The following is an 11,880-nucleotide window of genomic DNA, read 5'->3' as shown; positions in this document are numbered from 1 at the left end:
GTCGGATGAGCCTTTTTCATCAGACTGGTAAAGGCAAAGATTATGAGCACAGCTAAACTTCTAATACTCGAAAATCAGTTAGGCCAAAAGGTTCGCACTTTCGCAGTACAATCGGATTCTTTGAATTTGGTTTACCTCAAAAGCAGCCGCCGCATTGAAGCCTTTGCTCATCTCAATGACCTTGATGAAAACAAGGTTGATTACACTCTTCTTAAAGAAATTCAATTGTCACAACTTTCTGAGGAAGGTTTTGAGCTTCAAGGTTTAGGTCGTTTGCGCCTTTACCCTGCTTCGGGCGTTCAAAACAGCCCGACTCACGTTTTGCCTCAAGAAGATGATCAAGAACAGCTTAAAACGATCTTGCAGAAAACAGCTGCTGGACACATGGTTGCTATCTTCCTTTTGATCTTGGGTTCGTGGGTTTACATGAACTACTTCTCTAAAACTCAAGAGCCACCTCTTGTGACGATCATGCTTCCACAAGAAGAGCCTGTAAAACCGGAACCTCCTCAAGCTCGTCCTACTGTGAAAGTTTCTAAAACGAAAATCAAACAAACGAACAAAGTCTATAGACCTGTTGCGAAGAAACTTTTGACGAAGCCTTATAAAGTTAAAACAGCTCAAGCTAAAGACGTTCGCCGCGTTGGTGCGTTGGCAGCGTTGGGTGGCCTTAAAACAGGTCACAAAGGGGCTGAAGGTTTGGATATGCAGTCTCTTAAAAATATCAGAGCTGCAGGTACTGGCGCAGGTGGCGGCGGTATCGGTAACGTCGGTCGCGGTGGTGCTAAAGGTTATATGCCCGGTAACGGTTTGATCGCAGGTTCGGCTGGTGAAGGTGCTCGTGCACAAGGTGCTGGCGGCTACGGAACAAAAGGTTCTGGCGGTGGTCGTGCTGGTTACGGAAAGATCTCTTTGGTTGGTGGAACATCCGCAACAAGCTTGCCTCTTGATGAGGAAGTGACTGTTGAAGGTGGTTTGGATCAAGACCAAATCATCGCTGTGATCAACCGCAACAAAGGTCAAATCACTTATTGCTACGAAAAAGGACTGCAAGCGCAACCCACTATCGGTGGTCGCGTGGCTGTAAGCTTCGTGATCGGCGCTTCGGGTCGTATCACAACAGCGAAAGTCGCAGAGTCTTCATTGGGTTCACGCCTGGTTGAAAACTGCATGCTCGCAAGAATGAAAACATGGCAATTCCCGCGTCCGGTTGGACAAGTTAACGTTGATGTACTTTATCCTTTCGAACTCACTCGCGTGAGCGCTCGATAAGAGGAGATGTGAAAATGAAAAACACCCAAACTCTTATCCCATTGTTGGCTTTAACACTTGTGGCTGCTGGCTGCGGTGAATACAAAAAAGATCCAGCTCCAGAACTCGCGAAGATGCGTGAGAACGCAAAAGTACAAACGCAACAAGGTCCAGACAAACCTCGCGAGATCACAAACACGGTGATCGTTGAAAAACCTGTTGTTGTGGTTAAGGAAGAATCAACGATCGACGAAAAATTCATCGTGATCACTCCGGATGCACAAATGACTTTCAACGAAGGCCAACAAAGTCAATTCAAGATCCGCGCTCGCGTTCTTGTTCCGGGCATTGAAATCAAATTAACGGCTCAAGGTCTTCCTGAAGGTGCAAAACTTGAAAGATCGACTCAAGAAAAAGATCTTTACGTTATCACTTGGACTCCAGCTCTTTATACAGTTCCTGCGAACTCGGCGATGAAGAGCTATACAGCAAAGGTTTCTGCAGAAGTTTCTTCTACAAACAACCAGGCTGAAGCAGAGAAACTCAAAGGCCTTGTCCGTGAAAAAGAATTTAATATCTTCTTGTTCCGCAACCAGGAAGCTCCTTCGGCTTTGGCTGTGGCAGGTCTTTCTTCTGAAGTGAATGAAGGTTCTTTGGTTCCTTTCACAGTGACTGTGAAAGTTCCTGGCACTGACAGTAAAGTTCCGCAAAAACCTCGCCTTGTTGTTAGTTACGATGGCGTGAGCTACACAGCAGGTAACAGCTTCCTTGAACTTGATGGCGCTCGTTATGTTGTGGCTGATTTGAACAAGAAAGAAGCGGAGTATCTTGGTGACTCTAAATGGAAGTTCACTTTGATCTTTGATACTAAAAACATCTCCGTTCAGCCGCAACTTGCTAAAGATGGTTCTATCCTTTCTAACGCTGACGGCACTCGCGTTCGTTTGAGCTTCAAAGTTTACAGCCCCTACGGTCTTTCGACTCCTGAGGCTTTGACTCAGGTTAAAGTTCGTTACACAAAACCGATCGCGGCTCCCCGTTTTGACCTTTCGGGTTTAGGCCAACAAGGTTTGCAAGTGTCTCCGGGACAAAATGTAACTTTGAACTTCGTTGTTTCTTCAGCGGATAAAGACGCTGTGGTTAAAGTAGAACCTGCAACTTCAAACTTGCCAGGTTCTCCAAAAGTAGAATGTAAAGCTTCAGCAGCGACGGCTGCAAAACAAGAATGCGCTCTTACTTGGGCTGTTCCTTGTGATGCAACGGCTGCGAACTTGGGTGGGGAAATCGCAATGAACGCACAAAGCGTCGTGAACGGCAGAAATTCTGACGTCACTTCCTACAAATTGAAGGTTCTTGCTTCACAAGAAGACAAGAAACTTTGCTCAACGGAGGCTGCACAATGAAAACTATGAACATCCTCTCCATCGCAGTTCTTGCGTGCTCTTTGATGGCGACTTCTGCGTTTGCAGCGTCGGCTAAAAGCAAAGCTCCTGCGAAACAAATCAATGCTTCGGAAGACATTGACTCATTGGGTGGAAACCAAGAGTTGATGGAAATGGCGCAAAAAATCAAATCAACAAGCCGTTCTCGCATCGTGCAAGAGCGTATTGTCGACCGCAACAACACTCTGGAGTTCGGTCTTTCTTACGGCAGTGTTTTTGGTGGCGATGCTTACGTAAAAACACAAAGTTTGGGCGCTCAGGTGGATTACCACATCACTCCTCGTTGGTCCGTGGGTGTTCGTTACTACGATTTCGGCAACAGCCTCACGAGCGAAGGACAGCGTATCTATGACGACGCTAAAGCCGCAGAAGCTGCTGGCGGTCGTGCTCTTCCTGTCGATATCGACTACCCTCTGAACTCAACGATTGCCGTTGTAAACTGGTACCCTATCTACGGCAAAACAAGCTTCTTGGATATGGGTGTGACTCAGTTTGACCTTTATCTTTTAGCTGGTGGCGGAAATATCACTCTTTCTAGCGGCAGCACTTCGGTGATGACGGGTGGATTGGGTTTAGGCGCTTGGATCTCTAAGCATGTTTCTGCTCGCGCAGAAATTCGTTACCAAAGATATGAAGATCAAATCGCTACGGGCGCTCGTAATTTGGACATCGTAACTGGTTCACTTGGTCTTGGATGGATTTTATGATGAAGTCTGTATTCACTCTTAGCACTCTAGCGATTTTAGTCTGCGGTTTGCACTCGCAAGCCCTGGCTGCCGATCGCGTATCGTCTGCAGAGTGGGCGAAGACTTGGGTTAAATCCTTGGAAGGAAATAACGCGCAAGCCTTCAACACCAATGCTTTAGAGAAAAAAGCTTTGGGCTCTTGCAGTGATTGCGAAAACAAAGACTCTTTGAAAAAGGCCCGCAGCCTTTTTGCCAAGGGTCAGTTTGATGCTGCTATCAACTCTTACAATGAAATTCCTCGCGGAAACACCTACTGGCTTTCTGCGGTTGAAGAAAAAGGCTGGGCTTACTTCCGCCAAGAAAACTACGAAAAAGCTTTGGCGCAAACTAAAACTTTGCTAGCTCCTCAGTTTGCAGAAGTTTCCAATACGGAAGCCTTCCTTCTTCAGTCTCTCACTCAATTGAAAATCTGTGATTACAAAGGTGTCTTTGAAACTCACCAGATTTTTAAAGAGAAGCAAAAGAACCGCATTATGGAAGTACAAAAGCTCGCTCAAACCGGTTGGAATGAGTCCCTTGCACAAATCTTGAGAAAAGCGGATGAGTTTCCTTTAACTTTGGACGACATGGGTGAAACGGTTCAACGTTTGCCTTTGATGATCTATAAAGATACTGAGTTTCAAAAACAAGCTCTTCGTTTTAAAGCTTCTCAACGTGCAATGGAGTTGGTTGATTCTAAATATCCTCGCGTAAAGAACTCTTTGGATAAAATCAACCAAGAGAGCTTCCGTGCCTTGAAAGACCGCGTTCAGGAGTTGGCTCAAGAAGAAACAAATGAAAACTTCAAAATTGTTCAAAAGTTGAATCTTGTTGAAGTCGAAGCCATTCAACGTGTTCACACGGATATGAATATGGCTGAAGAGCTTTACAAAAAAGGTAAGTTTCAAGACGTTCAGGACGACAAACTGGTCTTTATGGATGATGGCAGACCGTGGATCGACGAACTTGATAAGTTCGAAGTGGCTGCAAAAACTTGCGCCAAAGGGATCAGGAGGAAGATGTGAGAACTCTCGTCATCATCTGTATTTACATGTCGGCATTCATGCTCGTGTCTGCGTGCTCTCCTGAGTCTGCAACTTTGAAGGTGGAAAAACCTTTGGTTCAGCCCGAAGTGCAAATTCCTCAGTACGAGAACATTCCCGCTCAAACTTTTCAGTGGATCACTGAAGATGGTGGACAAAGTCAGCTCGACTTCAACCCGCAAGTGGACATTTTGTTTGTGACTGACAACTCTGACAGTATGAAGTCAGCGCAAGAAAACCTTTTGCGCAATATCGACAGATTTACTTCGGGTATTCTTAAAAACAAAATGATCGACTACCATATCGGTGTGATCTCTGTCTGGGATAGTTCAGATCGTTATATCCAGTCTAAAAAAGACCAATACCAAATTGGGGATCTTCGTTTTATTAAAAACTCTCAAGGCCAATCTGCTTTGAATCGTCGTTTCGTTGCGAAGTCGGACAACAACAGCAAGTTGATTGCCTCGTCTTTGAATATCGGCGTGACTCCTTATGCTCAAGGTGGACCTGAGTTTGAAGAGCTTTTCTCCCCTCTTGCAGCGGCGATCGAAAAAACCGGTCGTGGCGCTTCCAACGAAGGATTTTTCCGTCAAGAAGCGCAATTGATTGTAGTTCTTTTGACTGACGCTGATGACTCTTCAAAAAGCATCAATCCAGAAGAGATGGCGCAAAAGTTGATCGACTTTAAAGGTGGACGCTCTGAAAAAGTCGCGGTTTATGGTGTTCTTGTTCGCCCTCAAGATTCTGACGACTATAAAGACTGGGACTTGAAAGTTCACCCTAAGTATCACCCTGAGTGTTTTGATATGTCACAAAAAACTCCCAAGAATAACGGGAAATGTACGGGTTTTGGTCCTGAACGCCTTGAGAAATTCATCGTGGCTGCCAACCAAAACGAGGGAACTCCGGATCAAATCCGCGCGAAGCACATCATGAGCATCGTAAGCCCTAAGTTCGGTGATGATCTTGCGAAAATCGGTTCAGATATCACGGTGAAAACTTTGGCAAAAGAGATCTTCTTAAGCCAACGTCCTCGCATGGATAAGAACGGTCAATTGATGGTGCGTGTTCGTTACGGAAAACAAGTCATCCCACAAAAAGCCAAAGGTGGCTGGTTGTATAATCCAGAGGACAACTCCATCTTGCTTTCTGGTGATATTGATTACCAGTACGTTGAAGGCGCAAGATTCTCTGTGGATCTAGTTCCGTTGACTCTGAAACAGCATCAATAACAGTTTAAAGCCAGCAATTAAGTCAAAAGGCACTTCTGAGAAGTGCCTTTTTTATTGCTATTCACTTCCTTAAATCTTCTTATACTTCAACTATGAGAGTCACGGGGCCGTCATTGCGAAGATCCACCTTCATATCCGCGCCGAAAACACCGCCGCAAGTGGGAATACCTTGAGAGCTACTTAACTCCAACGCTTTTTCATAAAGTTTATTTGCAATATCCGGGGATTCCGCACCGATAAAACTCGGGCGATTTCCTTTGGAAGCATCCCCTAATAACGTGAATTGAGAGACGATCAGATGAGATCCACCGATGTCCTTCAATGACAGATTCATTTTTCCATTTTCATCAGGAAAAACTCTTAAGGCGATAATCTTGGCGATAAGTTTTTGAAGCAGTTCTTCCGTATCGCCCTTCGCCACTCCCAATAAAGTCAGGAAGCCTTTATCTATAGAGGAAATCTTTTTCCCATCCACCGTAACGGACGCGTGTTGAACTCTTTGGATGACAGCTTTCATCTTCTCCCCTTTGTGCTCGAACAATAATTATACATAGTCCGTGTTCTATTTATGAATTATTGATGCGTTACAAAAATTTTGTTAACCTTAAAATCAGATGACGAACAACAATATGAGACCCAAAAGAATTGTTTTGAGCGGAGCTCCTTCCTCTGGGAAAAGTACGGCTCTAGAAGCCATTCGACAGTCTTTGGGGGACAAAGTCATTCTTGTTCCGGAAAGCGCTGTTGTTCTTCTTTCTGGTGGCTTCCCGTCTCCGTCCCATGATGATTTAGAACAAATCCACGCCTTTCAAAAAGCGATCTTGTCAGTCCAAGAAAACTTGGAATCCATTTGCGATCGCAAAAATGTTCAGCGCTTGCCGATGATTTTCGATCGAGCCAAACTGGATGGCGCTGGTTTTTGGCCTCCGGGACCGGAACACTATCTTGCGACGTTCTCTGTTGATCTAAAAGCGGAACTCGCGAGGTACGATCACGTTGTATTTTTAGAGCTGCCCGAGGAAGAGTTTTTTGGCGGTCTTCTTAAAACGCGTTTTCATGATTACAAACAGAGCAAGGAAAGCGAGACTCAGTTGGCCTCGGTGTGGTCTCAACACCTCTCTTTTCAGAGAATCCCCGCACAAAAAGACTTCTCTAAAAAAATTGAAAATGTCCTGAGTGTCATCAACTCTCTGATTTCTCGCACATAAGACGGTTTAGAATAGTCTCTTGCTAACAGTCTTTTCTAAGATCTCCTCAATATAAAAATCGAGGAGGAAATATGAAAAAGTGGATCCTGGTATTTACGGCGGCACTGAGCCTTTCTGCCTTTGCCGAAAACTCAAATGAAATTCAAAGCGTAACTGACGCCCAAGAACCTTTTGTTATGGAGCCGATCTTTGAGAACTTCCGCTCCCATTGCCCCCGAGGCACAGAGCCTGTCACCAAGTTCTGCTGGGACAATGTTAAGAAAACCCTCGTGCGTTGCGGAGTCATGTGTCGCAGCACCAATAGCGGCGACCTAGGAAATTAAGCAGGCACTTATTTGATGGGGCGGAGTTTGAATTCCATTTTTGGGAAAACGATTCCGCCGCCGATGCCCACTTTAAGAGCGACGTGGAAAACATCGTGATTTCTGTTTTTAGCAGGAAGCCACGAGCCTTCTAATCCTAGCAAAGCGTCGGCAACCAAACCAATCCCGCGACCGTAAACGGCGCCATGAAGTTGGTCGACGCTCACTCCCCTGGGAATGAAGGTGAACATCCACTTGTAGGCGACTTCGAACTTAAGTCCGCCGTTATGAAAATCACAGACAAAAAGTTCATGAATGTTTACAAGTTCATTGGAGCCCGGCACTTTCATGGTGGCATCAAAGTTCCATGTATCGTGATCGACGAACAAAGCTCCATTCATGCCATTGGCGTAAAGGTAACCCTCAATCGGGATTCGTTCATCAGGCTTGACGGCAAACTGCTGTTGCAAGGTTAGGATCAAACCGTCAATTTGCTCTTGGCTTAAATTTGTATTCTTGCGAAGCGACTCTGTCAGTTCCGTTTTTGAAATGCCCTCGTCACTGATGTCTTGAGCACAGGCTGTGTTCAACGAAATAAAAGAAAACATGAAAATGCAGGAAGCGATCAGTTTTTTGGTCATCATTGTCTCCTTTGCTGCAGCATAGCCAGATAAAAGAAGCAGGCACCCTAAAAAGAAAGGGAGTCTTTGGGACTCCCTTTTCTTCTATTCTTCGTCTTCTTCTTCGATTTCTTCTAGCTCAGCTAGTTCTTTCGTGTCTTGTTTAGACTTGTTCGGATGAAGCTTTTGGTATTCTTTGATCTTGAGTGGATCTGGTCCCAGCATCAAGAACATGTTCTTACCTTCCATTTTTGGTTGAGCTTCAACCATCGCAAGGTCGTTCACGAAAGCGATCGCTTTTTGCATCACTTCCATACCCAACTCTTGATGGGCCATTTCACGACCCATGAAACGCAATGACACTTTTACTTTGTCGCCATCCAAAAGGAAACGACGTGCGTGGTTCATCTTTGTTTCAAAGTCATGTTGGTCCGTACGAGGACGCATTTGGATTTCTTTGATTGTCACAACAGTTTGTTTTTTACGAGCCGCTGTGGCTTTCTTTTTATTTTCGTACTTCCACTTGCCGTAATCCATGATTTTGCAAGTAGGTGGAGTTGCCGTTGGAGCAATCTCAAGAAGATCGAGGCCTCTATCTTCAGCAATACGTAACGCCTCAGGAACAGTCATCACTCCAAGCATGTTACCTTCATCGTCGATAACACGGATTTGTTGAGCGCGAATTTCACGGTTTACTCTCAATGAGTCTTTAGAGTCTTTTTTGCGATCGCGGTCGAAACGTCCACCGCCACCACCTCTAAAATTACCTTCGAACTTGCTAATGGGAAACCTCCAGGGTTCTAGTTAGTCGTTGCAGACTTCGCAAGTGAAGACTGCAATTGTCTTGTTTTAATATCGTCTAAAATCGTTTTCATTAATTGATCCACAGTCATGCCTTTGTGCTCAGAACCGTCTCTTAAGCGCAAAGAAACTGTCTTCGTCTCGGCCTCTTTATCCCCTACGATAATCATGTAAGGAACCTTCTGAAGCTGAGCCTCGCGGATCTTATAGTTTAGCTTCTCATTACGGCGGTCAAATTCAACACGAACTTTGTTCTCTTTGAGAAGTTTCATCAAATCTTCACAGAATGTGTTCACTCGGTCCGTAACGTTCAAGATCGCTACTTGAGTTGGACACAACCATGGCGGTAAATGACCTGCCGTGTGTTCAATATAAACGCCAATGAAGCGCTCCAAAGAACCCAAGATCGCGCGATGAAGCATGATCGGACGGTGCTCCTTGTTGTCTTCGCCCGTGTACTTCAAATCAAAAGCTTCTGGCAAATTCGGATCGACTTGCAATGTGCCGAGCTGCCAAGGACGATTCAAAGCATCCACGAACATGATATCCAACTTTGGTCCGTAGAACGCACCATCGCCCGGGTTCAAAGTGAATGGCAAATTCAAAGAATTCAAAGCCTCTGCCAAAGCGCCTTCGGCCATATCCCAGTACTGTTCACTGCCCATGCGGTTGTCTGGACGAGTGGAGAGATAGATTTTGTAATTGCTCATACCCAGTTTATCGTAAACGCGGTTGAGCAAGTTCATGAACTTCGCGATTTCCTCTTGAAGCTGATCCATACGGCAGAAGATGTGAGCGTCGTCCTGACAGAACGTACGAACACGAGTCAAACCGTGCATGGCACCCGATTTTTCATAGCGGTGCAAACGACCGAAGTCCGCCATCTTGATTGGCAAATCACGATAAGAATATTTATCGGAGTTGAACAACAAGCAATGTGAAGGACAGTTCATCGGTTTTGAAGCAAAATCACGCTCGTCCACTTTCGTGAAGAACATGTTTTCTTTGTAGTTCTGATAGTGACCTGAAGTGTGGAACAAATTCACGTCAAAGATCTGCGGCGTGATCACTTCCTGGTAGCCCGTTTCAAAATACAATTCACGCAAGAACGTTTGAAGTTCTGTGTAAACTGTCGCGCCCTTTCCAGTAAAGAAAGGAGATCCCGGAGCTAGTTCGTTGAAATGGAAAAGTCCAAGTTCCTTACCTAGTTTACGGTGGTCACGCTTTTTTGCTTCTTCAATATTGTGCAAATAAAGATCAAGATCTTTTTTGTCATTGAAAGCTGTTGCGTAGACACGCTGAAGTTGCGCATTCTTTTCGTCACCTCTCCAGTAAGCTCCCGCCACTGAAAGAAGTTTGAACGCCTTGATTTGGCCTGTGCTTTGGATGTGCGGTCCACGACAAAGGTCAAACCAACCTTCTCCGTTAAAATAAATACCGACAACTGTTTCGCCTTTAGCAGCCAAGTCTTCGATCAATTCAACTTTAAAACGCTCGTTCATTTTTTTGAACGTTTCAATTGCTTTCGCGATCGGCCAGTTCTCTCTATGAATCGGAAGATCTTTGGCAACGATCTCGGCCATTTTCTTTTCGATTTTTTCGAAGTGCTCTTCTGTGAAAGCAAACGGAGAATCGAAGTCGTAATAGAAACCATTTTCGATCACGGGACCAATGGTCACTTTCACTTCCGACCAAATTTCTTGAACGGCTTGAGCCATGATGTGCGCGCAAGAGTGACGGATCACTTCCACGGACTCAGGACTCTTGGTTGTAACAAGTGCGATCTTGGTTTGATCTTTCAGTGGAGTACGGAAATCAGAAATTTCTGAAGCTCCGTTGATATGAACTCCCAATGTCTCTTTAGCCAAACGAGGGCCAATAGACTGCGCTACTTCAAGCGCCGTGGGTTCATGGTCAAACACCTTGGTAGAATTATCCGGCAGAACGATTGTAATTTGTGACATTAGCTTGCGTGCACTCCGGTCATGCCGGAGTAAGAAATAGTTAGAAAATGTGATGAAGAATTATGCATTTGCATCACATAAGTAGTAGTCCCGTAGCCGCTCGGGGTCAAGCACTCACAGCAAGAAATTGCACACCTATAATCTGGTCTCCCGCCGCAGTCGACACAACCCAGCGTACTTGGGATTCGACGGACACCCATTGGCCATGACGGTTCTGATACATCAGGCTGATAAAGTCCTTAATTTTGACCTGCCCTTGTCCAATGGAGATCTGCGCCCCGCCTTTAGAGAAATCCTGCATTTGCCCCTCGCGGAGAAACTGGACCCCACGACCGGTCGGAGACTCTTCGGCAAAAACGGACTTCTTTAACATCACTTGGGATTGCACGGTGATACGTTCTTGCTTGCGGCTTTTCACTGCCAACCCCAGGAGGCGACGAGTCACAAGATCCGCGATACGAGGCGCTTCGGATTCAAAAAGAAAGAGCATTTGAGTGTTTGCAAAAGCGACCTGTTGCGCTGTTTTTTCAATAGTTTGGGCAATAAAGATAAAAGACAGCTTTACATTGAGTTTCCCCCAATTGAGGAAGGCTTGAACCAAACGCTGAGTCAGATTTTCCACTCGTACAATCACGAAGATCTCTCCTTGTTGGGTCATAAGGTACTGCTTTAACTCTTCTGGGCTCTGAGTAAAATGCCATCGCACTCCACGGACACCCTGGAGATAAGACGGCAAAGAGTGACTCGAACTGAGAAAAACGAGGTCCCTTACAGGTGCTATATGCATAGAGGACTTCCATTGCAAAGCTGAAGCCCAAGCCCTTCTCAAGTATAGAGCATTTCATCGTCAAGATCGTGGACAGGCGTAAAGAAAGCTTTAAACAACATTGCTAAATAACTGATTTACCAGAGCTAAAATACAAAGGAGCATCAATCTACAAATTTTATTTAGGAGAAAACATGAAACATTTTTTTATGACTCTTGTGACGTTGCTCGCTTTTGCCTCTTTCTCTCATGCTGAAGAAACCGTTGGAGAAAAGGTGGATCAGGGAATCGAAGACACTACTGAAAAAGCCAAAGAGATGGGATCTAAAGCAAAAGTGGAATCCAAAAAAGCCGCTCGCAAAGCCAAACGCACGGCTAAGAAAGGTATGCACAGAGCTCAGGAAGCTGTCTGCATGGAAGGCGATGTGGAATGTGCTGCTAAAAAAGCCAAACATCGTATGGAAGAAGGCAAAGACTCTGCCGTCGACACGATGAAAGACACTCAAGATCAAATGTCGAAATAGTT

The 11,880-nt window shown here is 45.2% G+C and carries 13 protein-coding genes; 8 read left to right on the top strand and 5 right to left on the bottom strand.

Going from position 1 to position 11,880, the window contains the following annotated elements; translation table 11 throughout:
• Nucleotides 1-42 precede the first annotated feature (42 nt).
• From ACL934_RS08140 to ACL934_RS08120, 5 genes are read left to right on the top strand one after another with little or no spacing between them, the layout of a single operon-like run.
• Nucleotides 43-1,272 carry a TonB family protein gene (locus tag ACL934_RS08140; protein ID WP_374079744.1) on the top strand — a complete coding sequence of 410 codons (1,230 nt, stop codon included), beginning with the start codon at nt 43-45 and terminating at the stop codon, nt 1,270-1,272.
• A 14-nt stretch (nt 1,273-1,286) separates the two neighbouring features.
• Entirely contained in the window at nt 1,287-2,654 is a 1,368-nt protein-coding gene (locus ACL934_RS08135; RefSeq protein ID WP_374079742.1) for a hypothetical protein, read from the top strand.
• Nucleotides 2,651-3,400: an outer membrane beta-barrel domain-containing protein gene (locus tag ACL934_RS08130; RefSeq protein ID WP_374079740.1), complete on the top strand. Its 750-nt coding sequence runs from the start codon at nt 2,651-2,653 to the stop codon at nt 3,398-3,400. The genes ACL934_RS08135 and ACL934_RS08130 overlap by 4 nt, the downstream gene beginning before the upstream one ends.
• A complete protein-coding gene (locus ACL934_RS08125; protein ID WP_374079739.1) occupies nt 3,397-4,443 on the top strand; it encodes a hypothetical protein in 1,047 nt (348 codons plus the stop codon). The genes ACL934_RS08130 and ACL934_RS08125 overlap by 4 nt, the downstream gene beginning before the upstream one ends.
• Nucleotides 4,440-5,693, top strand: a complete 1,254-nt coding sequence (locus ACL934_RS08120; RefSeq protein ID WP_374079737.1) for a hypothetical protein — start codon at nt 4,440-4,442, stop codon at nt 5,691-5,693. Before ACL934_RS08125 ends, ACL934_RS08120 begins: the two co-directional genes overlap by 4 nt.
• 79 nt (nt 5,694-5,772) lie before the next feature.
• On the opposite strand, the gene dtd is transcribed toward ACL934_RS08120, so the two are convergent.
• Nucleotides 5,773-6,210: a D-aminoacyl-tRNA deacylase gene (gene dtd / locus ACL934_RS08115; protein ID WP_374079735.1), complete on the bottom strand. Its 438-nt coding sequence runs from the start codon at nt 6,208-6,210 to the stop codon at nt 5,773-5,775.
• Between the two features lie 112 nt (nt 6,211-6,322).
• On the opposite strand from dtd, the gene ACL934_RS08110 reads away from it, so the two are divergent.
• Entirely contained in the window at nt 6,323-6,901 is a 579-nt protein-coding gene (locus ACL934_RS08110; RefSeq protein WP_374079734.1) for an AAA family ATPase, read from the top strand.
• Nucleotides 6,902-6,972: 71 nt separating this feature from the next.
• On the top strand, nt 6,973-7,224 hold the full coding sequence (locus ACL934_RS08105) for a hypothetical protein (protein WP_374079732.1): 252 nt from the start codon (nt 6,973-6,975) through the stop codon (nt 7,222-7,224).
• An 8-nt stretch (nt 7,225-7,232) separates the two neighbouring features.
• On the opposite strand, the gene ACL934_RS08100 is transcribed toward ACL934_RS08105, so the two are convergent.
• The 4 genes from ACL934_RS08100 to ACL934_RS08085 form a co-directional block, all read right to left on the bottom strand.
• The gene (locus ACL934_RS08100; RefSeq protein ID WP_374079730.1) at nt 7,233-7,847 is read right to left on the bottom strand and encodes a hypothetical protein; all 615 of its coding nucleotides are present in this window, start codon (nt 7,845-7,847) and stop codon (nt 7,233-7,235) included.
• A gap of 81 nt (nt 7,848-7,928) precedes the next feature.
• Nucleotides 7,929-8,525, bottom strand: coding sequence for a translation initiation factor IF-3 (gene infC / locus ACL934_RS08095; RefSeq protein ID WP_374079727.1), 597 nt, complete (start codon nt 8,523-8,525; stop codon nt 7,929-7,931).
• A 98-nt stretch (nt 8,526-8,623) separates the two neighbouring features.
• On the bottom strand, nt 8,624-10,588 hold the full coding sequence (gene thrS, locus ACL934_RS08090; RefSeq protein ID WP_374079725.1) for a threonine--tRNA ligase: 1,965 nt from the start codon (nt 10,586-10,588) through the stop codon (nt 8,624-8,626).
• A gap of 106 nt (nt 10,589-10,694) precedes the next feature.
• A complete protein-coding gene (locus tag ACL934_RS08085) occupies nt 10,695-11,246 on the bottom strand; it encodes a PilZ domain-containing protein (RefSeq protein WP_374079724.1) in 552 nt (183 codons plus the stop codon).
• A gap of 302 nt (nt 11,247-11,548) precedes the next feature.
• Between ACL934_RS08085 and ACL934_RS08080 the strand changes: the two genes are divergently transcribed.
• Complete coding sequence (locus tag ACL934_RS08080; RefSeq protein WP_374079723.1) at nt 11,549-11,878, top strand: hypothetical protein; 330 nt, start codon at nt 11,549-11,551, stop codon at nt 11,876-11,878.
• Nucleotides 11,879-11,880: the final 2 nt, after the last annotated feature.

Source organism: Bdellovibrio sp. HCB-110 (genome assembly GCF_047323225.1).
Classification (GTDB): Bacteria; Bdellovibrionota; Bdellovibrionia; order Bdellovibrionales; family Bdellovibrionaceae; genus Bdellovibrio.
Note: the sequence above shows the minus strand (reverse complement) of the source record. Positions and strands in the feature narration are given on the sequence as shown.

Bases quoted from the DNA above. Each gene is read 5' to 3' on its own strand.
- dtd (WP_374079735.1), bottom strand. From the start codon at position 6,210: ATGAAAGCTGTCATCCAAAGAGTTCAACACGCGTCCGTTACGGTGGAT.
- ACL934_RS08125 (WP_374079739.1), top strand. From the start codon at position 3,397: ATGATGAAGTCTGTATTCACTCTTAGCACTCTAGCGATTTTAGTCTGC.
- ACL934_RS08105 (WP_374079732.1), top strand. From the start codon at position 6,973: ATGAAAAAGTGGATCCTGGTATTTACGGCGGCACTGAGCCTTTCTGCC.
- ACL934_RS08085 (WP_374079724.1), bottom strand. From the start codon at position 11,246: ATGACCCAACAAGGAGAGATCTTCGTGATTGTACGAGTGGAAAATCTG.
- ACL934_RS08100 (WP_374079730.1), bottom strand. From the start codon at position 7,847: ATGATGACCAAAAAACTGATCGCTTCCTGCATTTTCATGTTTTCTTTT.
- ACL934_RS08080 (WP_374079723.1), top strand. From the start codon at position 11,549: ATGAAACATTTTTTTATGACTCTTGTGACGTTGCTCGCTTTTGCCTCT.
- thrS (WP_374079725.1), bottom strand. From the start codon at position 10,588: ATGTCACAAATTACAATCGTTCTGCCGGATAATTCTACCAAGGTGTTT.
- ACL934_RS08140 (WP_374079744.1), top strand. From the start codon at position 43: ATGAGCACAGCTAAACTTCTAATACTCGAAAATCAGTTAGGCCAAAAG.
- ACL934_RS08135 (WP_374079742.1), top strand. From the start codon at position 1,287: ATGAAAAACACCCAAACTCTTATCCCATTGTTGGCTTTAACACTTGTG.
- ACL934_RS08110 (WP_374079734.1), top strand. From the start codon at position 6,323: ATGAGACCCAAAAGAATTGTTTTGAGCGGAGCTCCTTCCTCTGGGAAA.
- ACL934_RS08130 (WP_374079740.1), top strand. From the start codon at position 2,651: ATGAAAACTATGAACATCCTCTCCATCGCAGTTCTTGCGTGCTCTTTG.